Below are 24,790 nucleotides of genomic sequence, written 5' to 3'. Positions count from 1 at the left end.
GGGGTGCCAGGGGGGCGGAATCGGGGGTAGCTGGAGCGGAAATCTGGGACATGGCCTCACCTGCGGAAGAGTCGAACAGGCGAGCGTCGTTGTCGCCCCAAGCCTGACGGCGGGCCTCTTCGGTCCACCGCTGCAACGCTCCTTGGGAAGGCGTGCATTTTAGGGCGATTCAACCCGCCACGGGGAAAACCCCAGTTTCCATTCCCGCCCGCATCCACAGAATGCGGCCACCGTTTCCGAACGAACGTTCGTTTTTTTCAACCAACGTGAGGGAGTGCCGAATGGCCATGAAGTGGAATGTGGTTCTGTGCTGCGGGCTTGCCGCGGCGACGCTGGCGATGACCCCCTTGGCCCGAGCGGCCGCCAGCGGCAGCTCGACGCTGGTGACGGCCCGGGCGACCTCCGCAGAGGCAAAGACCAAGTACCCCATCGTGCTGGTGCACGGCCTCCTGGGCTTCGACAACCTGCTGGGCGTCGACTACTTCTACGGCATTCCCGACAAGCTGGCCGGCGCGGGCGCGCGGGTCTACGTGGCGCAGGTCTCGGGCACCAACACCTCGGAGATCCGCGGCGAGCAACTGCTGCAGGAGCTCAAGACCATCCGCGCGCTGGAAAAGAACCCCACGCTCAAGTTCAACCTGATCGGCCACTCGCAGGGCGCGCCCACGGTGCGCTACGTGGCGGCGGTGGCGCCCGACATGGTGGCCTCGGTCACCTCGGTGGGCGGCGCGAACGGCGGCTCCAAGGTGGCGGACCTGCTCGCCAAACTGCCCGAGGGCGGCATCGCGCAAGGCGTGGTCGTCAAGGCCGTGGGCCTGTTGACCAGCGTGATCGGCTTCCTCTCCGGCAAGGACCCGAGCCAGCTGCCCGAAGTGCCACTGAACGCGCTGGCCTCGCTGACCACCGCGGGCGGCGCGGCCTTCGACGCCAAGTTCCCGCAGGGGCGGCCCGCGCGCGGTTCGTCGTGCGACGTGAAAAGCGGCGCGGCCATGGTGAACGGCGTGCGCTACTACTCGTGGTCGGGCGTGTCGACCGGCTTCAGCCTGTTCGACCCGAGCGATGCGCCGCTGTCGGCGCTGGGCACCCTCGCCTTCTTCGGCGAAGACAACGACGGCCTGCTCGCGACCTGCACCACGCGGCTGGGCACCCATCTGGGCGACTACCGCCAGAACCACCTCGACGAGGTCAACCAGGTGCTGGGCAACACCTACGGCAGCCAGTTCCCGTACTACGAGAAGAAGGTACCGGAGATCTTCAAGGACCAGGCCGCGCGGCTGAAGAGCGCGGGCCTCTGAGGCGCCGGCCGTGGGAAGCCGTTGGGTGTCATGGGCGGCGGGCGGCGCGGTGCTGCTGGCGGCCGGCGGCGGCTGGCTCGCGAGCCTCCCCGACGACGAGCCCCTTGCCGTGGCGACCACCGCCACGGCAAGCCCCGAGCCGCGGCCGCCGGCGCGGGCCGCGGCAACCGCCACACCCACCGCCGCCGCGCCCGACGCCCTGCTGAACAGCTCGCTCATTTCCATCTTCGACCAGGTGCTGTCCGAAGCGCACGCCGACAACAAGGCCGCGTTCATGGCCAAGGCCCCCGCCCTGCTGGCCAAGTACCTGCGCGAGGACTGGCGCGTGCGCGCGCTCGGCCTGCTCGAGCGCTATGTCGACATGCAGGAGGCCCTGACCTCGATGCAGCCGCCCGCGCCCGGCGACCCCGCGCAACTGCGCCGCGCCCTGCAGGCCCGCGAAGAGATGCGCCGGCGCTACTTCGCACCCGAGGAAATCGAAGGCCTGTTCGGCGACCAGATCCGGCAGGACAACTTCATGGCCGACAAGCTGGAGGCGCTCGCCAACACCGCCCTGACGCCCGAGCAGCGCACCGCCGCCCTGGTGCGAAGCGAGCAGGCATGGCTGTCGCCCGAACAGCGCGAGGTGCGCAAGGAAGCCGTCGCGCATGCCGACGTGATGCAGCAGACCGCCGCGCTCGAAGCGCGGGGCGCGAGCCCGCAGGAGCGCTTTGCCGCGCGCAGCGAGGCCTACGGCTACGAGGTGGCCCGCAACCTCGCGGCGCTCGACCAGGAAAACCAGGACTGGAACGCGCGCCTCGACCGCTACGCGGGCGCGTCCGAAGCGGAGCAAGCCCAGTTGCGCGAAACGCTCTTCAATGAAACCGAGCGCCTGCGCCTGAGCGGCGCGCTGGCGATGCGCTCGGCCGCGGCGCGCAAACCCGCGCCGCCGGGTGGCCAGTAAGCCGTCGGCCCGTCAGGCCGGCTGCGCCTCGCCCATGGCCGAGGCCGGCAGGCCGAACACGCGGTCGAAAGCCCAGTTGAAGACGAAGGTGTAGACCAGGAAGAACACCACCAGGCCCAGGTCCATCACCAGCGCCTGCCAGAGCGACACGCCCAGGCCCCAGGCGAACATCGGCACCAGGAAGGCGATCAGCCCGCCTTCGAAGCCGATGGCGTGGGCGATGCGGCGGCGCACGCTGCGCCCGCGAACCGCCTGGCGCGATTCCCAGCGCTCGAACAGGGCGTTGAAAGCCAGGTTCCAGAGCACCGCGATGACCGACGCAGCCACCGCCAGCACGCCGGAGTGGCCCAGCCCGGCGTCAGTCATCAATGCCAGGCCGGCGCTGGCGGCAACGATGGCGATCCCTTCGTAAAGGGAGATGTAGACAACACGACGGCGAAGCCCCTGCATGATTTTTCCTCTTGGGTTCTGGATGAATGAATGAAGCGATGGATGGACTTTATGTGTCTTTTGCTGATATAAAAAGTTAACTTGTTTCAGTTTTATTGATAGATCGACCTACGGGAACGCAAGCCATGGCCTTCACCAGCGACAACGTCGACGTCTTCCTGGCCGTGATCGACCACGGCTCCTTTTCGGCGGCGGCGCGGGCGCTGCACCGGGTGCCCTCGGCCGTGAGCATGGCCATCGCCAACCTCGAGGCCGAACTCGACCTGCCGCTGTTCGACCGCAAGGGCCGCGAGCCCCAGCCGACCGCCGCGGCGCGTTCGCTCGAGCCGCAGGCGCGCATGCTGGCGACCCAGCTCAAGCAGTTGCAGGTGCAGGCCCTCGCGCTGACACAGGGCCTGGAAGACCGGCTCACGCTGGCCATCGCGCCCGAGCTTCTGGCCGCGCCGTGGAGCGGGCCGCTGGCCACGCTGGCACAGGAATACCCGCTGCTGCAGGTCGAAGTGCTGGCTGCCCCGCAGGCCGACGCGCTGGAGCTTCTGCACAGCGGCCGCGCGCAACTGGCGCTGGTGTTCGAACGCCCCAGCCTCGACGGCCGCGAAGGCTTCCAGGAAGTCGGCAGCGACCTCATGGTGGCGGTGATGGCGCCCAACCATCCGGTGCTGCTCGCCGCCCCCGGCGGCAAGCTGCGAGAGGACCACCTGACCAACACCCGGCAGATCGTCGTCGCGGGGCGCGACCTCGCCACCAGCGACCCGCGCTTCGTGTTCGCGCGCCACATCTGGCGCACCGACAACGCGCTGGCCGCGCTGAGCCTGATCACCGCCGGGCTGGGCTGGGGCTGGCTGCAGCGCAACTTCGCGCGGCCTCACGTGGCGGCGGGGGCGTTGGTCGAAATTCCGTTCGAGAACCTCAGCAACGGGCTCGACCTGTGGGTCGACGTGGTGTGGTCACGCGAGCGCCCGCTCGGCCTGGGAGCGCAGCGCTTCGTGTCGCTGATCGGGCGGGATCGCCGGCCCCCCGGCGAATGCGGGCCCAAGACCGGCGGCAACTGACGACTGTCAGGGCCGGTGGCCGCCGCCGCCGTGATGCCCGCCACCACCGCCGCCGCCGGGATGCGGCATGCCCGGTGGCGGACCGGGCCGGAAGCCCGGATGCGGCCGCGGCGGCCTGAAGCCGGGGTCGATCGGCGGCCGGATGCCGGGCGGAGGCGGCGGACGCACGCCCGGCCCCGGCGGCCTGAAACCCGGACCCGGCCAGGGGCGCGGCTGCCATCCCGGCCGGATCGGCGGCGGCGGTTGCCAGCCGGCCACCGGCGGCGGCGGCACGCCGCCCCACCAGCGCCGGTCGCCGTACCAGGAGCGGTTACGGTAGTAGTTGCCCCAGTAACTGCCGATCGCGAAGCCGATGATCGGCACACCGATCACCGCGCCATACGTGGCCAGAGGCACGCGCTGGTCCTGGTAGGCGTAGTCGAGGTTGCGTGCCCAGACCCAGCCACGCCCGCCGTCGGGCAGCACCACGTCGCACCAGCCGTAGCCGCTGGTGCAGCCGACCACCTCGAGCGGCTGCCCGGGCGCCAGGCGCGCCACCAGCGGGTAGTCGCCCGACGGGCCGGCTCGCAGGTTCACGGCGCCGCGCGTGAAGGCCTGCTGCGCCGCCGCCGAAAGCGGCAGTACCAAGGCGACCGCGGCGATGCCGGCCCAGCGTTGTGCGAATGAGTTCATGGCAAGGCTCCTTGCGCCCAGCCTATGCCGGGGCCCCAAGCCCGTCAATCAGCGCACGCCTGATTCAAGGAACACCGAGGAACCGGCTCCGCCGGGCCTCAGGTGTTGCGCCCGGTAGGGGGAAGGCGCAGCGACACGAAGTGCGCGAAGCCTGGGGGCGAGCCTCTTTATGCAGCTTCGCGGTAGAAGCCGGCGCTGTTGACGCCCAGCGCGCGGCCCTGCATCGGCGCCACCGCCTGGCCGATGGCGGCGATGTGGTCCGGCGTGGTGCCGCAGCAGCCGCCCACGATGTTCACCAGCCCCTCGGCCGCGAACTCGTGCAGCAGGCGCGAGGTGACGTCCGGCGTCTCGTCGAAGCCGGTGTCGCTCATCGGGTTGGGCAGGCCCGCGTTCGGGTAGCAGCTGATGTAGGTGTCGCCGGCCACGCGCGCCAGCTCCTGGATGTACGGGCGCATCAGCGCCGCGCCCAACGCGCAGTTCAGGCCGATGGCCAGCGGCTGCGCATGGCGCACGCTGTGCCAGAAGGCGGTGACGGTCTGGCCGCTCAGGATGCGGCCCGAAGCGTCGGTCACCGTGCCGCTGATGATCAGCGGCAGCCGGTTGCCGCTGTTGTCGAAGTATTCGTCCACCGCGAACAGCGCGGCCTTGGCGTTGAGCGTGTCGAAGATGGTCTCGACCAGGATCACGTCGGCGCCGCCTTCGACCAGCGCTTCGGTCTGCTCGTAGTAGGCAGCGCGCAGTTCCTCGAAGTTGACGTTGCGCGCGCCCGGGTCGTTCACGTCGGGGCTGATGCTCGCCGTCTTGGGCGTCGGGCCGAGGGCGCCGGCCACGAAGCGTGGCTTGTCCGGGGTGCTGAACTTGTCGCAGGCCGCGCGCGCGAGCTTGGCGGATTCGAGGTTCATCTCGCGTGCCAGGTGCGCCATCTTGTAGTCCTCCTGCGCGATGGTGGTCGCGCCGAAGGTGTTGGTCTCGATGAGGTCGGCGCCGGCCGCGAGGTAGCCCTCGTGGATGTCGCGGATCACGTCGGGCCGCGTGAGCGACAGCAGCTCGTTGTTGCCCTTGACGTCGCGCTCGAAATCCTTGAATCGCTCGCCGCGGTACTGCTCCTCGGTGAGCTTGAAGCGCTGGATCATCGTGCCCATGGCGCCGTCGAGGATGGCGATGCGTTTGGCGAGGATGCCAGGCAGGGCCTGGCCGTGGGTATAGATGACGGGCTTCATAGTCTCCGATTGTAGAAAGCGGGCCCGCCCCTGGCGGGCGTCAGCCCTTTCGGCGGCTCTCCACGAACGCCAGCACCGCCTCGATCATCCGCCGCACATGCGGCTGCACGCCTGCCGCCACCTCGGGCAGGTAGTCGAAGGGCAGCTTTTCCTGCATGTAGCTGGACTGCGTCATCTCCAGCTGCACCGCGTGCACGTTCTGCGCCGGGTTGCCGTAGTTGCGCGTGATGTAGCCGCCGGTGAAGCGGCCGTTGAGCACGCCCGTGTAGCCGGTGGCGCTTTCGGCGATGCCCAGCAGCGTCTGGGCCAGCGCCGGATCGCAGCTGATGCCCTTGCCGGTGCCCAGATTCAGGTCGGGCAGCTTGCCTTCGAAGAAACGCGGCAGCACCGAGCGGATCGAGTGCGCGTCCCACAGCGCGGCCACGCCGTGCTGCGCGCGGATGCGCGCGAGCTCTTCGGCCAGCTTGGCGTGATAGGGCTGCCAGATGGCGTCGCGGCGCTCGGCGATCTCGGCTTCGCCCGGCAGGTCGGCGGGGTTGGCGTAGATCGGCGTGTCGTCGAAAGTGTCGACCGGGCACAGGCCGGTGACGCTCTGGCCCGGGTACAGGCTGGCGCCGTCCGGCGGACGGTTCAGGTCGACCACGTAACGCGAGTGCGTGGCCACGAGCACCGAGGCGCCCAGCTCGTCGGCGAAGTCGTAGAGCCGCTCGAGGTGCCAGTCGGTGTCCGGCACGTGGCGCGCTTCGTCGGTGAAGCGGGCGGCCAGCGCGGGCGGCACGTGCGTGCCGACGTGCGGCATCGAGATCAGCAGCGGGCGCGTGCCCTGGAGAAAGCGGAATGGCGGTTCGGTGGTGGTGAAGGCCATGGTGGGGTCGATCAATCCTTGAGAAGTTGGGTGCGCGCGGCCACGAAGGCGGCCGCGGCGTCGGTGTGCAGCGCATGGCGGCCGGCCGCGACGCGAACCTCGCCCGCCACCCAGACGGCGTCGATGGCCGAGGTGCGGTGGCTCGCGAAGACGTGGGCCGAGAGCATATCGGGCGCGGACAGCCCCTGCAGCGCGAGGTGCGATGCGTCGAGCACCACGAAGTCGGCCTGCTGCCCCACGGCCAGGCCGCCGACCGCGCGGCCGGAAGCCCGCGCGCCGCCCTGCACCGCCTCGAGCGTGAGCGCGGTCGCGACATGCGGCTGCGCCGCGCTGGCGCCGACGTTGCGCTGCCGCTTGCCCAGCCGCTGGCTGTATTCGAGCATCAGCAGCTCCTCGGCGGCGTTGACGCTGGCGTGGCTGTCCGAGCCAACGCCCCATGCGCCGCCGTAGCCGCGCCATTTGGCGAAGTCGAAGATGCCGTCGCCCAGGTTGGCCTCGGTGGTCGGGCACAGGCCCGCGACCGCGCCGCTCTGCGCCGCGTACTCGTACTCGGCGTCGTTCATGTGCGTGGCATGCACCAGGCACCAGCGCGCGTCGACCGGGGCATGGTCGAGCAGCCATTCGACGGGGCGAAGGCCGCTCCAGGCCACGCAGTCGTCCACTTCCTTCGTCTGCTCGGCGATGTGGATGTGGATGGGTGCGGTGCGGTCGATGGCCTCGAGCCCCGCGATCGCGTCGCGCAGGCTCTCGGGCGGCACGGCGCGCAGCGAGTGCGGCGCCAGGCCCAGGCGCGCGCCCTGCGCGTCGCACGCGGGCTTGAGCGCTTCGAGCAGGCGCAGCATCGATTCGGTCGAGCGGATGAAGCGGCGTTGGCCGTCGGTGGGCGGCTGGTCGCCGAAACCGCCGGTCTGGTAGAGCACGGGCAGCAGCGTGAAGCCGATGCCGACCTTCTTCGCAGCGCGCAGCAGCGCCAGGCTCAGCGTGGCGTCGTCGGCATACGGGCGGCCGTCCACGTCGTGATGCACGTACTGGAACTCGCACACGCCGGTGTAGCCGGCTTCGAGCATCTCGGTGTAGAGCCAGGTCGCGATGGCTTCCATGTGCTGCGGGCCGAGGCGCGCGGCAAAGCGGTACATCAGCGTGCGCCAGCTCCAGAAGCTGTCCTGCTGCTCGGCGCGGTGCTCGGTGAGGCCCGCGAAGGCGCGCTGGAAGGCGTGCGAATGCAGGTTGGGCATGCCGGGGACCACGGGGCCGGTGGCGGCCTGCGTGTCGACGGGGCGCTGCGTGCCGGACTGAACCTGCGTCAGCCGTCCCACGTCGTCCCATGTCAGCAGGACGTTCTTGGCCCAGCCTTCGGGCAGCAGCGCGTCGGCCGCGAAAAGTGTGTGTGTCATGCGTTGGCTCCGATGGCGATGCGCCCCTGCCGCACCACGGTGCGCACGGGCTGCTGTCCGAACCAGTAGGCGAGTTCGGCCGCTTCGCGCACGTTCCACAGCACGAAGTTGGCGGGCATGCCGGGCGCGATGGCGCCGTGCGTGTCCTGCAGGCCGAGCGCGCGCGCGGCATGCACGGTGACGCCGTCCAGCGCCTCGGGCACCGTCAGGCGGAACAGGGTGCAGGCCATGTTGACCATCAGCAGCAGGCTCAGCGCCGGCGAGGTGCCGGGGTTGTGGTCGGTCGACACCGCCATCGGCACGCTCGCGGCGCGCAGCGCGGCGATGGGCGGCAGGTGGGTGTCGCGCAGCGTGTAGTAGGCGCCGGGCAGCAGCACGGCCACGGTGCCCGAGCGGCGCATTGCCTCGATGCCCTCGGCCGACAGGTGCTCGATGTGGTCGCACGACAGCGCGCCGTAGCGTGCGGCGAGTGCAGCGCCGCCCATGTCCGAGAGCTGCTCGGCATGCAGCTTCACCGGCAGGCCCAGCGCCTTCGCGGCCTGGAAGACCTGCTCGGTTTCGGCGAGCGAAAAAGCGATGCGCTCGCAGAACACGTCGACCGCATCGACCAGCCCTTCGGCCGCGAGCGCGGGCAGCATCTCGTTGCAGACCAGGTCGATGTAGTCACTGCTGCGGCCCGCGTATTCGGGCGGCAACGCGTGCGCGCCGAGGAAAGTGGTGCGCACGGTCACGCCGTAGGCTGCGCCGAGGCGGCGCGCCACGCGCAGCTGCTTGCGCTCGTGTTCCAGCGACAGGCCGTAGCCCGACTTGATCTCGATGGCGCATACGCCGTCAGCCAGCAGTTGCTCCAGCCGGGCCGAGGCCTGCGCGAACAGCGTGTCTTCATCGGCCTCGCGCGTGGCGCGCACCGACGAGACGATGCCGCCGCCGGCCTTGGCCACGTCTTCGTAGCTCGCGCCCGCAAGCCGCATCGCGAATTCGTTGGCGCGCTGGCCACCGTAGACGAGGTGCGTGTGGCAATCGACGAGGCCCGGCGTGACGAGCGCGCCGCCGCCGTCGTGCGGCGCAAGGCCCGCGAACTCGGCGGGCAGCGCACTGCGCGCGCCGACCCAGCGGATCGCGCCCTGCGCCACGACGATGGCGCCCTCCACCGCGGCATCGGTGGCGAGGCAAAGACCGGTCCAAAGACCGTCGGCGGAAGGAAATTCGTTGGCGGATTTCATCGTCTTTCTTCTCGTTGCTTTGGCAGGTCAGGCCGGCAGGATGCGAACCGCGAGCAGCCGTGCGTCGGCGCCCTCGGGCATCGCCTGCCAAGCCTGTGCCGCGTCGGCCCACCGCAGGCCTTCGCCTTCGCGGCAGGCCTCATCGTTCAATCGCCACGCGCCTCGCAGCGCCAGCAGCACGCCGTGCGGCGCGGCCTCGATGGCCGCGGCACTGGCCAGCACGCGCACGTCGGCACGCCACTGACCGCGGCGCGTCATCACGTTGAAGTCGTTCGACGCACCACCGAACAGCGTGCAGTCGATGGCCTCGTCGCCGCTGAAGGCAAAGGGCTGGTGCGGTACGTCGAGCCGGTGATCGATGCGCCCGTCGTGCGTGAAGAGCCGCACGCCGTCGCCTTCCAGCAGCGTGATGCTGCGGTCCACGCCCGCGAACACCGAGAACGGCCCGGCCGCCGCGATGGTCGCGATGCTCACGCGCCAGCCGAAGCTGTCGAGCCCCGCGCCCTGCGGCCAGCTGACGATTTCCTGCGTGGTGCCGCCGCCGTTTTTCCAGGGCATGGCGGGGAGCGAGGTGCGCGAGAAGCGCTGCGGGCCACTCATGACCGCACCTCTTGCTCCTTCCCCTTCCGGGGGAAGGCCGAGATGGGGGCCGCGCCCGACGAGCGTTGCGACTGGGTCGAGGCCGTCGTGCCCCCACCCCTGCCCTCCCCCAGCGGGGGAGGGAGAAATGCAAATACGGAACCCGCGCTCATCGCATCAACCCGCCTTGCCGCAGCTTCTGCTCGAAGTGCCTCAGGATCAGCGTCATCGTGCCCGTGAGCACGAAGTACACCACCGCAATCGCGAGGTACACCTCCAGCGACCGGTAAGACACGCTGATGATCTTCTGTCCTTCGTGCATCACGTCGTGGATGGTCAGGAGAGACACCAGCGCCGAGTTCTTGATCAGCGCGATGAACTCGTTGCCTAGCGGCGGAATCATGCGCACCACCGCCTGCGGCAGCACGATCTGGCGCATGGCGACGCCGGGCGTCATGCCCAGCGATTGCGCCGCCATCGTCTGGCCCTTGTCGATCGACTGGATCGCGCCACGCACGATCTCCGACACGTACGCGCCCGAATACACGCCGAGCCCGAGCACGCCGCACAGGAAGGCCGGCAGCAAGATGCCGAAGTGCGGCAGGCCGAAGAACAGAATGAACAGCTGCACCAGCAGCGGCGTGCCGCGAATGGCCGCCACGTAGGCGGTGCACGCGCCGTAGATCCAGCGCCGCTTCGGGTTCAGCCGGCCGATGCCGACCAGGAGGCCCAGCACGCAGCCCAGGGCCAGCGCGCAGGCGGTGATCTCCACCGTGACCAGCGCGCCGCGCAGCAGGTCGGGCCAGCCCTGCCAGACGGGCGAGAAATCGAGATCCATGACCTGCTTACTTGGCGTTGGCGCTGAACCACTTCTTCACGATCTGGTCGTAGGTGCCGTCGGCCTTGAGCTTCTCGATGGCGCCGTTCACCGCCTTGGTCAGTTCGGGCGTGTCCTTGCGGATGGCCATGCCGTATTCCTCGGTGGTGATCTGCTCGGGCAGCACCTTCAGGCCGCCGCGCGTGCGCACGTACTGGTAGGCGGCGGGCTTGCCGGTGACGGCGGCGTCGGCGCGGCCGATGTCGACGAGGTTGAACATCTCCTGGTTCTTCTCGACTTCCATCAGCTGCACCTGCGGGAATTTCTCCTTGGTGTAGCTCACCGACTTGGTGCCCACCTGCACGCTGACCTTCTTGCCGTTGATGTCGGCCGGCGTCTTGATGGCCGTGTTGCCGTCCTTCACCATCACCACGAGGCCGCCGGCGTAATACGGCACGGTGAAGTCGACGACCTTCTTGCGCTCGTCGGTGATGTAGATGCCCGAGACGGCCATGTCGAAGCGCTTCGAAATCAGGCCGGGCACCAGGCCCTTGAAGTCGATGTCGATCCACTCGATCTTGCGGCCCAGCGTCTTGCCGATGGCCTCGACCAGTTCCACGTCGAAGCCGGTGCGCTTGCCGTTTTCCACGAACTCCATCGGCGGGAAGGTGGCGTCGGTGGCAACGCGCAGCGGCTCGCCCTGGGCTTGCGCCATGCCGGCGAGGCCGAAGAAGGCAAAGCCGGAAAGTGCGGCGGCGACGAGGGTGCGGCGGGTGTTCATGGTGAGGGCTTTCGTGGGTGTGAAGAAGATGGAGGAATGCAGCAGCGGGCTACTGCAGGGCGCGCGAGATGCGGGCCGCCGTGACGACGGTCATGTGGACGAATGCAGCTTCCATGCCCTCGACGCGCGTGAGCGGCGCCATGAGCGTGATCGCGCCGCGCAGGCGCCGGCCCGAAGCCAGCACCGGCGCGCTCGCGCCCCAGACGCCGGCATCGACCTCGCCGTGGGTCACGGCATGACCGGCCTGGCGGATCGCATCGAGTTCGGCGGCGCGCGCCGCGCGGCGCTCGGGGCTTTCGTCCAGGCCGTCGAGCAGGGCATCGCGCTGGTCGAGCGGCAAATGGGCCAGCAGGCACTTGGCGCTGGCACCGTCGCTGGCCGGCACGCTGCGGCCCCGGTCGAACGAGCAGCGCAACGAATGCTCGCTGTCGATCATTTCGAGGCACACCACGCGGTCGTTGACTGCCGTGACCAGCGCCACGCTTTCATGGCTCTGCTGGGCCAGCGCGCGCATGTCGGCGCGGGCCGCCATGACGAGGTCGGAGTTGCCGTCGAAGCCGCTGGCGAGCTGCACGCTCACCGGGCCCGGCGAATAGCGCCCGTCGGACTCCATCACGAAGCCCCAGCGCCGCAGCATGGCGATCTGCCGGTACAGCGTGCTCTGCGACAGGCCGGTGGCCTGCACCAGTTCTGCCGCCGTCATCGCCGCCTTGCTTTGCGCCAGCACCGACAGCACGAAGAGCGCGCGGTCGTTGTGGGCGGGGGCGTCGGTCGGGAGCGTCGTCATCGGGGGCAATCGCGGGATGTCGGAAGTGGAGCCGGCGTGCAGTATCTTGCTCGCCGTTCTCACTTCCAAGCCTTGATTCCCATTCGATGGGAATAGACGCGTTTTTTCTTTCTACCTTCTTCTTAACCCACCAGCAGCGGAAAGCGCGCGTCGTCCATGGGCGCGCCGGCCGGCAGCGTGTCCGCCAGCCCGGGGAAATCGGGCGAGGTCTTCCAGCTGCGCGGCGCGTGGCGGATGTCGTCGCCCAGGAAGCGCACCGAGAACACGCGGCGCCGGTTCGGCCCCTCCACGCCGGCCGCCGCATGCAGCGTGAGCATGTGGAAGCAGACGAAATCGCCCGGTTCGATGTTCCAGCCCACGATGGGAAAGCGCTCGCGCGCGCCTTCGATGTCGGGCAGGTCTTCGAGGCTGCCTTCGGGGAACCACTTGGCGTGGTTGTCCATGAAGGTGCGCGGCATCAGCCACGGCCCCTTGTGGGAGCCGGCCACGAACTCGAGCGTGGCGGCGCGCGACACCGGATCGACCGGAATCCACATGCTGATGTTCTGCTCGCCCTCGATGTTGTAGTACGGCTGGTCCTGATGCCACGGTGTGCGCTGGCGCGTGCCGGGCTCCTTCACGAGCAGGTGGTCGTGGTACAGCCGCACGCTGTTCGAGCCCATGAGCCGCTGCGCCAGTTGCGCCAGCGGCGCCTCGAAGATGAAGCGGCGGAAGGCGTCGATGTCCTGCCAGTTGCAGAAGTCCTCGAAGAAGCGGCCCGGGTCGTCGGGCCGGCTCGCCACCTTGGCGCGCGGGCTGGGCGCGGCGAGATTGGCTTCGATGCCATCGCGCAGCAGCGCCAGTTCGTCTTGCGTCAGCAACTGGCGGATGCAGACCGCGCCGTCGCGCTGGAACCGCGCGACGAGCGCATCGTCCACGCGTTCCTGCACGCGACGCTGAAGTTCCCGGGCATCAGGAACCTGCGCCATCACTTCACCATCGGCAGCTTGAGCCCTTGCTTCTTCGCGGTGGCGACGGCGATGTCGTAGCCCGCGTCGGCATGGCGCATGACGCCGGTGGCCGGGTCGTTCCACAGCACGCGCTCGATGCGCTTGGCCGCGGCGTCGGTGCCGTCGCACACGATCACCACGCCCGAGTGCTGCGAATAGCCCATGCCCACGCCGCCACCGTGGTGCAGGCTGACCCAGGTGGCGCCGCCCGCGGTGTTGAGCAGCGCGTTGAGCAGCGGCCAGTCGGAGACGGCATCGGTGCCGTCCTTCATGGCCTCGGTCTCGCGGTTGGGGCTGGCCACCGAACCGGTGTCCAGGTGGTCGCGGCCGATGACGATGGGCGCCTTCAGCTCGCCGTTCTTCACCATCTCGTTGAAGGCCAGGCCCGCGATGTGGCGCTCGCCCAGGCCCAGCCAGCAGATGCGCGCCGGCAGGCCCTGGAAGCTGATGCGCTCGCGCGCCATGTCGAGCCAGCGGTGCGTGTGCTTGTTCTCGGGGAACAGCTCCTTGATCTTGGCGTCGGTCTTGTAGATGTCCTCCGGGTCGCCCGACAGCGCCACCCAGCGGAACGGGCCCTTGCCTTCGCAGAACAGCGGGCGGATGTAGGCCGGCACGAAGCCCGGGAAGTCGAAGGCGTTCTTCACGCCCTCGTCGAAGGCCACCTGGCGGATGTTGTTGCCGTAGTCGACCGTGGGGATGCCCATGGCCTGGAAGTCGAGCATGGCCTGCACGTGCACGGCGCACGATTTGGCGGCGGCCTTCTTGAGCGCGTCGTGCTGCGAGGCGTCCTTCATGGCGGCTTGCCACTGCGGCACGCTCCAGCCCGAAGGCAGGTAGCCGTTGATCAGGTCGTGCGCGGAGGTCTGGTCGGTCACGAGGTCGGGCTTCAGCCCACCGGCCTTCGCGCGCTTGACCAGCTCGGGCAGGATGTCCGCCGCATTGCCCAGCAGCGCGATCGACACGGCTTCCTTCGCGTCGCAATGCTGCTTGATGAGCTCGAAGGCATGGTCGATGTCGCGCGCCTGCTTGTCGACGTAGCGTGTGCGCAGGCGGAAGTCGATGCTCGACTGCTGGCACTCGATGTTCAGCGACACCGCGCCGGCCAGCGTGGCCGCCAGGGGCTGCGCGCCGCCCATGCCGCCCAGGCCGGCCGTGAGGATCCACTTGCCCGCGAGGCTGTTGTTGTAGTGCTGGCGGCCGGCTTCCACGAAGGTCTCGAAGGTGCCCTGCACGATGCCCTGGCTGCCGATGTAGATCCAGCTGCCGGCCGTCATCTGGCCGTACATGAAGAGGCCCTGGCGGTCGAGTTCGTTGAAGTGCTCCCAGTTGGCCCACTTCGGCACGAGGTTCGAGTTGGCCAGCAGCACGCGCGGTGCGTTCTCGTGCGTCTTGAACACGCCCACGGGCTTGCCCGATTGAATCAGCAGCGTCTCGTCGTCGTTCAGTTCCTTCAGCGACGCGAGGATCTGGTCGTAGCAGGCCCAGTTGCGCGCGGCACGGCCGATGCCGCCGTACACCACCAGGTCTTGCGGACGCTCGGCCACCTCGGCGTCGAGGTTGTTCTGCAGCATGCGGAAGGGGGCTTCGGTGAGCCAGCTCTTGCAGTTGAGCTCGCTGCCGCGCGGGGCGCGGATCACGCGCGTCGGGTCGTGGCGCGGGTCGGCAGCGTCGGGGTTGTTCAGGGCGAATTTATAGTGATCGTTCACGGCGTGGTTCTCCTATCTGTCGGGTGTGTTTTACGAGTGGCTGGGCAGGATGTCGAGCAGAGCGGCCGGCAGCTCGGCCTTCAGCGCCCACAGGCGCATGGCTTCGATGTCCGGTGCGAGGTAGCGGTCGGTCTCGAGGAAGGCGACCTTCTGGCGGATGCCGGCGAATTCGGCTTCGACCAGCGGCGAGCTTTTCAGCTTGCGCTTGAGTTCGATGCCCTGGGCGGCGGCCATGGCTTCGATGCCGACGACCACGGCCGTGTTGTTGACCATGTCGCCCAGGCGGCGCGCCGCGAAGGTGGCCATCGACACATGGTCTTCCTGGTTGGCCGAGGTGGGCAGGCTGTCGACGCTGGCGGGGTGCGCGAGCGATTTGTTCTCCGACGCGAGCGCGGCGGCCGTGACCTGCGCGATCATGAAACCGGAGTTCAGGCCGCCGTCGCGCACCAGGAACGGCGGCAGGCCCGACAGGCCGCTGTCGAGCAGCAGCGCGAGGCGGCGCTCGGCGATGGCGCCGACTTCGCTCACGGCCAGCGCAATGATGTCGGCCGCGAAGGCGACGGGCTCGGCGTGGAAGTTGCCGCCCGAGATAACCTCGCCCGTGTCGGTGAAGACCAGCGGGTTGTCCGATGCGGCATTGGCCTCGATCACCAGCACGCGCGCGGCGTGCGCGAGGTTGTCGAGGCAGGCGCCCATCACCTGCGGGATGCAGCGCACCGAATACGGGTCCTGCACGCGGCCGCAGTCGGCGTGCGAAGGCACGATCTCGCTGCCTTCGAGCAGCGTGCGCACCGCGCCCGCCACGGCGATCTGGCCCGGCTGGCCGCGCGCGGCGTGGATGCGTGCGTCGAAGGGCTTGATCGAGCCTTGAATGGCTTCGAGCGACAGCGCGCCCGACATCAGCGCCGAGGCGAACACGTCTTCCGCGCCGAACAGGCCCGCCAGCGCCAGCGCGGTCGATACCTGCGTGCCGTTGAGCAGCGCCAGGCCTTCCTTGGGTCCGAGCACGAAGGGTTCGAGGCCGATGCTGCGCATGGCTTCCGCGCCGCTGACCTTCTTGCCGTCGGCCAGCGTTGCTTCGCCTTCGCCGATCAGCACGCAGGCCATGTGCGCGAGCGGCGCCAGGTCGCCCGATGCGCCGACCGAGCCCTTGCACGGAATGCTCGGTGTGACGCCGGCGTTGAACAGGGCCAGCAGCGCATCGACCAGCGCCGGCCGCACGCCCGAATGGCCGCGCGCCAGGCTCACCGCCTTGGTCGCGAGGATCATGCGCACGACCGGCGCGGTCAGCGGCTCGCCCGTGCCCACGCTGTGCGACAGCACCAGGTTGCGCTGCAGCTCGGCCAGGTGGTCGTTGCCGATGCGCGTGCTCGCGAGCTTGCCGAAGCCGGTGTTGATGCCGTAGACGACCTGGTCGTTTTCCACGATGTGGCGCACGGCCGCCTCGGCACGCGCCATGCCGTCACGCACCGACGCATCGAGCGCGAGTTGCACGCCGCCGGCCTGGATGTGGCGCAGCATCGCAAGATCGACCTTGCCGGGCGTGAGGGTCAAAGTGGCTTCGGGTTTGGCGGTGTGATTGCTTGGCATGTGAACCTGTCTATACAAGTGGTTGCGAGAGAAAACGTAGGTCTCTGAGGACGAAAAAAAGCTACCCGAAGCTCGGGTTGCCGTCGGCTTTGAAGCGGCTGCCCAGGCTGTAGCGCGAGGCGGGATGCAGGCAGCGCACCCAGGTCACGGGCGTGTTGCGAATCCAGGTGCGGCGCGTCAGCAGCAGGCAAGGGTCGGTGGGTGCCATCGCGAGCCGGCCGGCCTGTTCGGCGTTGGGCAATACGGCGTCGACGACGTGTTCGATCTGGTCGAAGGGCACATTGCGCACCAGGTACTCGCTGGGCGGCATGGCGGTGAAGTCCTGGTCGAGGTAGTCGGGCACGACCTGCGGGTTGACGTAGCGCTCCTCGAGCTGCACGGGCGTGCCGTTCTCCAGGTGCAGGCACACGCTGTGGAACACCGAGGTGCCGGCGCGCATGTCGAGCCATGCGGCCACGTCGGGCGAAGCGGCGAGGCGCTCGACCTCGATCATTTCGCAGCGGTAGTCGTGCCCGCGCTGGCGGATCTCGCTCGCAATGTTGGCGATCTGCAGCAGCGTCGATTGCGGCTTGTTCTCGGCCACGAAGCTGCCGACGCCCGCCACGCGCACGATGCGCCCCTGCTCCACCAGCTCGCGCAGCGCGCGGTTCACCGTCATGCGCGCCATGCCGAACTGGGCCACCAGCTCATGCTCCGAAGGCAGCCGGTGGCCGGGCGGCCACGTGCCGTCCTGGATCTTCCTGGAGATGTGATCCTTGACTTGCGCGTAGAGCGCGAGGGTCGGCAGGTCGCGTTTCATCGTGTCTCGGGTCAATGCTCCGCCGCCGCCATCGACTCGGCGCGGATCTCTTCCGTCAGCCGCGCCTTGATTTCCATGAACTCCGGCGAAGTCTTGATCGTGTAGCTGCGCGGATGCGGAAAGTCGACCGCGATCTCGGTCTTGATGCGACCCGGCCGCGCGCTGAACACCGCCACGCGGTTGGCCATGAAGATGGCCTCGTCGATGTCGTGCGTGACGAACAGCACCGTCTTCTGCGCCGATTCCCAGATGCCCAGCAGCAGTTCCTGCATGAGCACGCGGGTCTGGTTGTCGAGCGCGCCGAAGGGCTCGTCGAGCAGCAGCATCTTGGGGTCGTTGGCCAGCGCGCGCGCAATGGCCGTGCGCTGCTGCATGCCGCCCGAGAGCTGCTTCGGAAAGTGATGCTCGAAGCCGCGAAGGCCGACCTTGGCGATGAAGAACTCGCTGCGCTCCTTCTGGTCTGCCTCGCTCATGCCGCGCTCGCGCAGGCCGAAGCGGATGTTCTGCGCCACCGTGAGCCAAGGAAAGAGCGTGTAGCTCTGGAACACCACGCCGCGGTCGGCGCCGGGGCCCTCGATGCGCCGGCCGTCGAGCAGCACCTGGCCGGTGGTCGGGAAGTCGAGCCCCGCCACGATGCGCAGCAGCGTCGACTTGCCGCAGCCCGAGGGGCCGAGGATGGTGACGAAGTCGTTCTCCTTCACCTCGAAGTCGATCGGCTGCAGCGCCTGCGTGCGCTGGCCCTTGGCGCCGGTGAAGACGCGCGAGACGCCCTGGATGGAAAGTTGGTTCTTCACAGTGCGGCCCATGCAAACAGACGGCGGTTCAATGCCTTGAAGGCGAAGTCGGACAGCAGGCCGATGACGCCGATCACGATGATCCCGAAGATGATCTGGCCGGTGTTCAGGAGCGCTTGGCTGTCGGTGATCATGTGGCCGATGCCCGACGAGGAGCCGATCAGCTCCGCCACGATCACGTACGTCCACGCCCAGCCCAGCACCAGGCGCAACGTTTCGGCGATGCCCGGCGCCGCGCCCGGAATGAGCACGCGCGCCACGATGCCGCGGCTGTTGGCGCCCAGCGTGTAGGCCGCCTCCACGAGGTCGCGCCGCGCGCCGCCCACGGTGACGGCCACCATCAGCACGATCTGGAAGAAGGAGCCGATGAAGATCACCAGCAGCTTCTGCATTTCGCCCAGGCCCGCCCACAGGATCAGCAGCGGAATGAAGGCCGAGGCCGGCAGGTAGCGGCAGAACGAGACGAAGGGCTCGAAGAAGGCTTCCACCGTCTTCCATGTGCCCATAGCGATGCCCAGCGGCACCGCGAACACGGCCGCCAGCAGGAAGCCGCCGAACACGCGCCACACGGTCATGCCGATGTCGCCGATGAAGCCGTACTCGGTGAAGAGCAGCCAGCCTTCCTTGACCATGGTCGGCGGGCTGGCCAGGAAGGTCGGCGGCACGAAGCCGCCGAGCGTGGCGATGGCCCACACTAGCACGAAGACGACGAAGAACGCGAGCCCCAGCAGCACGCGCGCACGTGTGCCGATGGGCTCGAGCGGCGCGAGCGCGCGGCGGCGCGCGGGCACGACGACAGCCGGCGCCGCCACCGCCGCGGCGGACGGCACCTGCGTCATCTGCGGCATGGCCTTACTTGACGAAGCTTGCATCGAAGGTCACGGACAGGTCTTCAGGCGCCTTGCGGATCACGCCGGCTTCCAGAAGGATGGGCGCGGCCTCCTTCATGAAGCTGGTGAGTTCGCCGGCAAAGAACTTCTGGTTGGCGGCCTTGTCCTGCCAGCGCAGGAAAGCCGACGATTTGGCGAACTGCTCGCCGCTCTGCTTGACGGCCGAGCCCATGAGCTCGTTCGACTTCTCGGGCTCGGCCTTGATCATGTCGAGCGCGTCGAAGTACGACTTGGTGAGCGCGGCGGCGGCCTTGGCGTTGGCCTTGAGCCAGGTGGGCGCGCAGCCGACGGTGTCCATCACCATCGGATAGTCGAGCGTGGTGGCCAGGATCTTGCCGGCGGCGGGGTTGGCGCGCACGGTCGACAGATACGGCTCGTAGGTCATGGCGGCGTCGTTCTGGCCGGCCACGAAAGCCTGGGCCGAGGCCTGCGGCGACAGCGTGGTGGTCTTCACGTCCTTCAGCGTCATGCCGTTCTTGCTGAGCATCCAGGCCAGGCCGAAGTACGGGGCGGTGCCGGGGGCGTCGACGCCGATGGTCTTGCCCTTGAGGTCGGAAAACTTGCTCACGTCGCCGCGCACCGCGAGGCCGTCGGCGCCGTAGGACTTGTCCATCTGGAAGATCTGCACGATGGGCACGCCGTTGGCGTTCCAGGCCACGTGCGTCTCAACCGTGGTGGCCGCGCACTGGATGGCGCCGGAGGCCAGCGCCAGGTGGCGGTCCTTCTGCGGAATCATCTTGAGTTCGACGTCCAGCCCGTTCTTCTTGAAGATGCCGGCCTTGTCGGCCAGCGAGAGCGGCGCGAAGCCGGTCCAGCCGGACATGCCGAGCGCAATCTTCGTTTCCTGGGCGGCGGCCGTTCCGGCCATGCCCGCCGCACATGCACCTGCTGCCAGCAGCGAAGCGACTTTCACAACTACCGTCTTCTTGACCATGGGTACTCCTGGGTCTGTTTCTTGGGAAAAGGCTCGGCGGATGCACCCGATGGCCGGGGAACGCGCGCCTCGCATTGTTGCCAAGCGCCCCAACTTGTATATACAGGATAACCCGACAGGTCATTTTTGGTGCACAGCCTTGGGAAATGCACCGGTTTGCTGTCTAGACAAGGAAGGTCGCGGGACGGAGGCAACCATTGCAAACCTCGTGCCACGGCCGCGTCGGTGCCACTGGGGGACAATCGACGGCCCGCGCCCTCCGTCCCTTTTCGCCCCCTCACCGCCTCCCCTGTGTCCTCTCTCGCTCCCCGCCCCATCGACGCCTCCGGCAGCAGCGCTCCCGCCGACATCCTTCATGAGGTCTTCGGCTATGCGCAGTTCCGGGGGGCCCAGCAGGACATCGTCGATCACGTGGTGGGCGGCGGCGACGCACTGGTGCTGATGCCCACGGGCGGCGGCAAGTCGCTGTGCTACCAGATCCCCGCCATCGCGCGGCAGCGCGCGGGGCACGGCGTGGCGATCGTGGTGTCGCCGCTCATCGCGCTGATGCACGACCAGGTGGGCGCGCTGCACGAGGCCGGCGTGAGCGCGGCCTTTCTGAATTCCACGCTCGACTGGGAAGAGACGCAGGACGTGGAACGCCGCATGCTGCGCGGCGAGATCACGCTGCTGTACGCGGCGCCCGAGCGGGTGAACACGCCGCGTTTCCTGTCGCAGCTCGATTCGCTGAAGGAGCGCGGCAAGCTGTCGCTCTTCGCCATCGACGAGGCGCATTGCGTGAGCCAGTGGGGCCACGACTTCCGCCCCGAATATCGCGCCCTCACCGTGCTGCACGAGCGCTATGCGGGCGTGCCGCGCATCGCGCTCACGGCCACGGCCGACGACCTGACGCGGGCCGACATCGTCGAGCGGCTGCAGCTGGAAGAGGCGCGCCAGTTCGTCTCCAGCTTCGACCGGCCGAACATCCGCTACACCATCGTCGAGAAGAAGGACGCGACCACGCAGTTGCTGCGCTTCATCGAGCGCGAGCACGAGGGCGACGCGGGCGTGGTCTATTGCCAGTCGCGCAAGCGGGTGGAAGACGTGGCCGTGACCCTGCGCGACGCGGGCATCAACGCCCTGCCCTATCACGCGGGCCTGGACGCGGCGGTGCGCCAGAAGCACCAGGACCGGTTCCTGCGCGAGGAAGGCATCGTGATGGTCGCCACCATCGCCTTCGGCATGGGCATCGACAAGCCCGACGTGCGCTTCGTCGGCCACCTCGACATGCCCAAGAACATCGAGGGCTACTACCAGGAAACCGGCCGCGCGGGCCGCGACGGCGGCCCGGCCGACGCCTGGATGGCCTACGGCCTGCAAGACGTGGTGAACCAGCGCCGCATGATCGACGAGAGCCCCGCCGGCGAAGAGTTCAAGCAGGTGATGCGCGGCAAGCTCGACGCGCTCCTCTCGCTGGCCGAGGCCAGCGACTGCCGCCGCGTGCGCCTCCTGGGCTACTTCGGCGAGAAGAGCACGCCCTGCGGCAACTGCGACAACTGCCTGAACCCGCCGCAGGTGTGGGACGGCACCGATGCCGCGCGCAAGCTGCTCAGCACCATCTACCGCGTGCAGCAGTTGAGCGGCATCAGCTTCGGCGCGGGGCACATCATGGACATCCTGCGCGGCAAGGCCACCGAAAAGGTCAAGCAGTTCGGCCACGAGCGGGTCAGTACCTTCGGCATCGGCGCGGAGTTCAGCGAAGTGGCGCTGCGCGGCGTGCTGCGCCAGCTGATCGCCACCGGCGCGCTGGCGGTGGACGCGGAAGCCTTCAACACGCTGAAGCTCACCGAAGGCTCGCGCGCGGTGCTCCGGGGCGAGGCCCAGGTGACGCTGCGCGAATCGGTGTCGTCGCCGGCGGAGCGCAGCAAGTCGCGCCGCGAAAAGACCGTCAAGGGCGCGCCCTCGCCGGCCGCCGCCAAGCTGGACGACACTGGCAAGAAGCGCTTCGAGGCGCTCAAGGCCTGGCGCGCCGAAGTGGCCAAGGAACACAACCTGCCGGCCTATGTGATCTTCCACGACGCCACGCTGGCCGCCATTGCCGAGCGTGCGCCGGCCACGCTCGAGGACCTGCAGGGCATCAGCGGCATCGGCACCAAGAAGCTCGAGGCCTACGGCAGCGAAGTGCTGCGGGTCTGCGAAGCGTTCTGACCTCGGGAAGGCGGGCGCGGCCTTGGACACCCGGCAGATGCGCTGCGTCGTCGCGATTGCCGAGGCCGGCAGTCTCACGAAGGCGGCCGAGCGGCTCGGCCTGGCGCAGCCGGCGCTCACGCAGACGCTGAACCGGCTGGAGCAGGAACTCGGCACGCGGCTCTTCACGCGTTCGCGACGCGGCGCCGCGCTCACCGACGCGGGCCTGGCCGTCATCGACGACCTGCGCGCGAGCCTCGCCTATGGCGACACGGCCGCCGAGCGTGCCCGAGCGATGGGCGCCGGGCGCGCGGGCCGCCTCACCATCGGCTTCGTGACGCACGCGGTCTACGAGGTGCTGCCGAACGCATTGCGCCGGTTGCGCGCCGGGCATCCGCAGCTCGAGGTGGTGCTGCGCGAGATGAGCAACGCCGAGCAGGTGGCGGCGCTGGAGGGCGGGCGCATCGACATCGCGCTGCTGCATCCGCCGGTGACGGTCACGGCCCGTGTGCACGAGCTGCGGCTGGGCGAGGAACCGCTGATCGCGGCGCTGCCCGCCGCATGGCCGCTGCATGAGGACGGCTGCGTGTCGCTCGCCGATGTCGCGCGCCACGGGCTGGTGTGGTTCCCGGAGCAGCAGATTCCCGCCCTGCGCGCGCAGCTGCTGGGAGCGCTGCGCCGCGCCGGCCACGAGACGCGGGTGGTGCAGGACGCCAACCGCACGCTGACGGTGCTGGCCTGCGTGGCGGCGGGGCTGGGCTGGTCGCTGCTGCCGCGCTCGGTGCGCGCGCTGCAGCACGAGGGCGTGCGCTACGCAGAGGTGCGCGACGGCGCGGGGCTGCCGGCCTTCGAGCTGTCGGCGCTGTGGCTGGCGCGTTCGCGGCCGACCTTCGCCGACACGTTCGCGGCGATGCTGCGCGACTGACGCTGCCTCGGCGGACTCAGTCGAGCTGGATCTTGTTGTCCTTGGCGAGCTTGGTCCACTTGGCGATCTCGGCGCGGCGGAAGCCGTCGAGCTCGGCGGGGCTGGAGCCGATCACCTCGGCGCCCAGCGCCTCGAGCCGGCCGCGGACCTCCGGGTCCTTGAGCGTGGCGGCGAACTCCTTCGACAGCCGCTCCACCACCGGCGCGGGCGTGCCGGCCGGCACGAACACCGCGTTCCACTCGTAGACCTCGTAGCCGGGCAGGCCGGCTTCGGCCACGGTGGGCAGCTGCGGCAGCGCGGGCGCATGGGCCTTGCCGGTGACGGCCAGCGGGCGCAGCTTGCCGTCCTTGATGAAGGGCAGGCTCGAAGCCAGGCTGGCGAAGAACACCGGCACGTGGCCCGACATCACGTCGGTGAGCGCGGGGCCGCCGCCCTTGTAGGCCACGTGCGTCATCTGCACGCCGGCCATCGAGGCGAACAGCTCGCCCGCCAGATGCTGCGCCGAGCCGTTGCCCGACGAGGCGTAGTTGATGCCGCCCGGCTTGGCCTTGGCCTGCGCGATCAGGTCGGCCACGCTCTTGAACGGCGCCGACGGGTTCACCACCAGCACGTTGGGCACCCTGACCAGCAGCGACACCGGCGCCAGTTCGCGCAGGGTGTCGAAGGGCATCTTGCGCAGCGCCGGGTTCTGCGCGTGGTTGGAGGCGTCGAGCAGCACGGTGTAGCCGTCCGCCGGGCTCTTGACGACGAGGTCGCCGCCGATGGCGCCGCCGGCACCGCCGCGGTTGTCGATCACCACCGGCTGGCCCAGCTTCGCCGAGAGCTTGGGCGCGACGATGCGCGCCACCGCGTCGACCGTGCCGCCCGGCGGATAGCTCACGACCAGCCGCACCGGCTTGGACGGCCAGGTGTCGGCATGGGCGCACAGGCCGCCCAGCAGCAGGGCCGCGCCCGCGAGAGCAAGGGGGATGGCGCGCAGCAGGCGCGCGCGCGGGATTTCATGGGTCATTGGTCGATGTCTCCTGTCTTGAACTTGAACAACCGGGCGGGCGTGTCGGCCAGGATGCGGCGGCGCGCGGCGGCGTCGGGCACCCAGTCGGCCAGCGCCGCATGGGCGGCGGCGTAGTCGGCGATCTCGCGGTGCTGGGTGTGCGGCCAGTCGCTGCCCCACACGAGGCGATCGGGGCCGCAGGCCTTCAGCAGCGCCTGCGCGGCGTCACGCGCCGCCGCGGCGGCGATGGTCACGGGCCAGTTGCGGTAGGCGGCCGATAACTTGACCCAGACGCGTCCGCAGGCCGCGGCATCGAGCAGCCAGGCAAAGCCCGAGTCGGCGGACGCGGGCGCCGAAGCGGGGCGGCCGAAATGGTCCACCACCAGCGCGCAGCCGGCATCGAGCACGGGCTGGGCGGCCAGCGGCAGGTCGCGCGATTCGCGGTGCAGCTCCACATGCCAGTCCAGCGCGCGCACACGGGCGAAGAGCCGCCGCCAGTCGGGCAGCGAGAAATCGGGCAACGGCATGCCCACGAGGTTGAGGCGGATGCCGCAGACACCGGCATCGGCCATCGCTTGCAGCGCGGCATCGTCCACGCCGGGATCGACCACGGCAACGCCGCGCAGGCGCCGCGGGCAGGCGCGCAGCGCGTCGATCAGGAAGCTGTTGTCGGTGCCGAGAAAACTGGGCTGCACCAGCACGCCGTGCGAGACGCCGTGCGCGTCGAGCAATGCGAGGTACTCGGCCAGCGTGGCCTCGTAGTCGGGCGCATGCCGACGCGTGGCCGCCAGGGGCAGGCCACGCACGAACACGTGGGCGTGGCTGTCGATGGCGGTGATGTCGGCGGGGGGCACGGCGTTGTCTCTGGCGGTAATCGTTGTGCGTCCGCGAGGCGCGAACGTGGGCGAGTATCCGCAGGGAAACGCCG

The 24,790-nt window shown here is 69.2% G+C and carries 24 protein-coding genes and 1 riboswitch; of the genes, 5 read left to right on the top strand and 19 right to left on the bottom strand.

The window, feature by feature from the left end:
- Nucleotides 1-74: 74 nt before the first annotated feature.
- Nucleotides 75-150: riboswitch (S-adenosyl-L-homocysteine riboswitch) on the bottom strand.
- 131 nt (nt 151-281) lie between these two features.
- A complete protein-coding gene (locus L3V85_RS01835) occupies nt 282-1,295 on the top strand; it encodes an esterase/lipase family protein (protein ID WP_272934663.1) in 1,014 nt (337 codons plus the stop codon).
- 10 nt (nt 1,296-1,305) lie between these two features.
- The gene (locus tag L3V85_RS01830; protein ID WP_237677729.1) at nt 1,306-2,238 is read left to right on the top strand and encodes a lipase secretion chaperone; all 933 of its coding nucleotides are present in this window, start codon (nt 1,306-1,308) and stop codon (nt 2,236-2,238) included.
- A 12-nt stretch (nt 2,239-2,250) separates the two neighbouring features.
- Here L3V85_RS01830 and L3V85_RS01825 read toward each other — a convergent pair whose 3' ends face one another.
- A complete protein-coding gene (locus tag L3V85_RS01825; protein ID WP_237677728.1) occupies nt 2,251-2,688 on the bottom strand; it encodes a PACE efflux transporter in 438 nt (145 codons plus the stop codon).
- A gap of 125 nt (nt 2,689-2,813) precedes the next feature.
- Between L3V85_RS01825 and L3V85_RS01820 the strand changes: the two genes are divergently transcribed.
- Entirely contained in the window at nt 2,814-3,740 is a 927-nt protein-coding gene (locus tag L3V85_RS01820) for a LysR family transcriptional regulator (protein ID WP_237677727.1), read from the top strand.
- 6 nt (nt 3,741-3,746) lie between these two features.
- Here the strand turns inward: L3V85_RS01820 and L3V85_RS01815 are convergent, their stop codons facing one another.
- The 16 genes from L3V85_RS01815 to L3V85_RS01740 form a co-directional block, all read right to left on the bottom strand.
- Nucleotides 3,747-4,412: an SH3 domain-containing protein gene (locus tag L3V85_RS01815; RefSeq protein WP_237677726.1), complete on the bottom strand. Its 666-nt coding sequence runs from the start codon at nt 4,410-4,412 to the stop codon at nt 3,747-3,749.
- 167 nt (nt 4,413-4,579) lie between these two features.
- The gene (locus tag L3V85_RS01810; protein WP_237677725.1) at nt 4,580-5,632 is read right to left on the bottom strand and encodes a homocysteine S-methyltransferase family protein; all 1,053 of its coding nucleotides are present in this window, start codon (nt 5,630-5,632) and stop codon (nt 4,580-4,582) included.
- Nucleotides 5,633-5,672: 40 nt separating this feature from the next.
- Nucleotides 5,673-6,497 carry an N-formylglutamate deformylase gene (gene hutG, locus L3V85_RS01805; protein ID WP_237677724.1) on the bottom strand — a complete coding sequence of 275 codons (825 nt, stop codon included), beginning with the start codon at nt 6,495-6,497 and terminating at the stop codon, nt 5,673-5,675.
- 11 nt (nt 6,498-6,508) lie between these two features.
- Nucleotides 6,509-7,891, bottom strand: a complete 1,383-nt coding sequence (locus L3V85_RS01800; RefSeq protein WP_237677723.1) for a formimidoylglutamate deiminase — start codon at nt 7,889-7,891, stop codon at nt 6,509-6,511.
- Nucleotides 7,888-9,114, bottom strand: coding sequence for an imidazolonepropionase (gene hutI / locus L3V85_RS01795; protein ID WP_237677722.1), 1,227 nt, complete (start codon nt 9,112-9,114; stop codon nt 7,888-7,890). Before hutI ends, L3V85_RS01800 begins: the two co-directional genes overlap by 4 nt.
- Nucleotides 9,115-9,141: 27 nt before the next feature.
- Nucleotides 9,142-9,714 carry a HutD/Ves family protein gene (locus L3V85_RS01790; RefSeq protein WP_237677721.1) on the bottom strand — a complete coding sequence of 191 codons (573 nt, stop codon included), beginning with the start codon at nt 9,712-9,714 and terminating at the stop codon, nt 9,142-9,144.
- Nucleotides 9,715-9,862: 148 nt separating this feature from the next.
- Nucleotides 9,863-10,531: an amino acid ABC transporter permease gene (locus L3V85_RS01785; protein WP_237677720.1), complete on the bottom strand. Its 669-nt coding sequence runs from the start codon at nt 10,529-10,531 to the stop codon at nt 9,863-9,865.
- 7 nt (nt 10,532-10,538) lie between these two features.
- Nucleotides 10,539-11,291 carry a transporter substrate-binding domain-containing protein gene (locus L3V85_RS01780; protein WP_237677719.1) on the bottom strand — a complete coding sequence of 251 codons (753 nt, stop codon included), beginning with the start codon at nt 11,289-11,291 and terminating at the stop codon, nt 10,539-10,541.
- Nucleotides 11,292-11,340: 49 nt separating this feature from the next.
- Nucleotides 11,341-12,078, bottom strand: a complete 738-nt coding sequence (locus L3V85_RS01775; RefSeq protein WP_237677718.1) for an IclR family transcriptional regulator — start codon at nt 12,076-12,078, stop codon at nt 11,341-11,343.
- A gap of 122 nt (nt 12,079-12,200) precedes the next feature.
- Nucleotides 12,201-13,046 (bottom strand): phytanoyl-CoA dioxygenase family protein, encoded by an 846-nt coding sequence (locus tag L3V85_RS01770; protein WP_237677717.1) that lies wholly within the window; start codon nt 13,044-13,046, stop codon nt 12,201-12,203.
- The gene (hutU, locus tag L3V85_RS01765) at nt 13,046-14,773 is read right to left on the bottom strand and encodes a urocanate hydratase (RefSeq protein WP_237677716.1); all 1,728 of its coding nucleotides are present in this window, start codon (nt 14,771-14,773) and stop codon (nt 13,046-13,048) included. Before hutU ends, L3V85_RS01770 begins: the two co-directional genes overlap by 1 nt.
- A 30-nt stretch (nt 14,774-14,803) precedes the next feature.
- Nucleotides 14,804-16,363: a histidine ammonia-lyase gene (gene hutH / locus L3V85_RS01760; RefSeq protein ID WP_237677715.1), complete on the bottom strand. Its 1,560-nt coding sequence runs from the start codon at nt 16,361-16,363 to the stop codon at nt 14,804-14,806.
- Nucleotides 16,364-16,424: 61 nt separating this feature from the next.
- Nucleotides 16,425-17,162 carry a histidine utilization repressor gene (gene hutC / locus L3V85_RS01755; RefSeq protein WP_237677714.1) on the bottom strand — a complete coding sequence of 246 codons (738 nt, stop codon included), beginning with the start codon at nt 17,160-17,162 and terminating at the stop codon, nt 16,425-16,427.
- Nucleotides 17,163-17,173: 11 nt separating this feature from the next.
- Nucleotides 17,174-17,968, bottom strand: a complete 795-nt coding sequence (locus tag L3V85_RS01750) for an ABC transporter ATP-binding protein (protein ID WP_237677713.1) — start codon at nt 17,966-17,968, stop codon at nt 17,174-17,176.
- Nucleotides 17,953-18,828 (bottom strand): ABC transporter permease, encoded by an 876-nt coding sequence (locus L3V85_RS01745; protein WP_414080181.1) that lies wholly within the window; start codon nt 18,826-18,828, stop codon nt 17,953-17,955. Before L3V85_RS01745 ends, L3V85_RS01750 begins: the two co-directional genes overlap by 16 nt.
- On the bottom strand, nt 18,809-19,780 hold the full coding sequence (locus L3V85_RS01740) for an ABC transporter substrate-binding protein (RefSeq protein ID WP_237677712.1): 972 nt from the start codon (nt 19,778-19,780) through the stop codon (nt 18,809-18,811). Before L3V85_RS01740 ends, L3V85_RS01745 begins: the two co-directional genes overlap by 20 nt.
- A gap of 291 nt (nt 19,781-20,071) precedes the next feature.
- Here L3V85_RS01740 and recQ point away from each other — a divergent pair, with 291 nt between their 5' ends.
- Entirely contained in the window at nt 20,072-21,967 is a 1,896-nt protein-coding gene (recQ, locus tag L3V85_RS01735) for a DNA helicase RecQ (RefSeq protein ID WP_237677711.1), read from the top strand.
- Between the two features lie 22 nt (nt 21,968-21,989).
- Entirely contained in the window at nt 21,990-22,871 is an 882-nt protein-coding gene (locus tag L3V85_RS01730; RefSeq protein WP_237677710.1) for a LysR family transcriptional regulator, read from the top strand.
- Nucleotides 22,872-22,887: 16 nt separating this feature from the next.
- Here the strand turns inward: L3V85_RS01730 and L3V85_RS01725 are convergent, their stop codons facing one another.
- A complete protein-coding gene (locus tag L3V85_RS01725) occupies nt 22,888-23,880 on the bottom strand; it encodes a tripartite tricarboxylate transporter substrate binding protein (protein ID WP_237677709.1) in 993 nt (330 codons plus the stop codon).
- The gene (locus tag L3V85_RS01720; RefSeq protein WP_237677708.1) at nt 23,877-24,716 is read right to left on the bottom strand and encodes an amidohydrolase family protein; all 840 of its coding nucleotides are present in this window, start codon (nt 24,714-24,716) and stop codon (nt 23,877-23,879) included. Before L3V85_RS01720 ends, L3V85_RS01725 begins: the two co-directional genes overlap by 4 nt.
- Between the last annotated feature and the right edge of the window lie 74 nt (nt 24,717-24,790).

It is taken from the genome of Variovorax paradoxus, assembly GCF_022009635.1.
Taxonomy (GTDB): Bacteria; Pseudomonadota; Gammaproteobacteria; order Burkholderiales; family Burkholderiaceae_C; genus Variovorax.
This window is presented reverse-complemented; position numbering and strand designations above follow the sequence as displayed.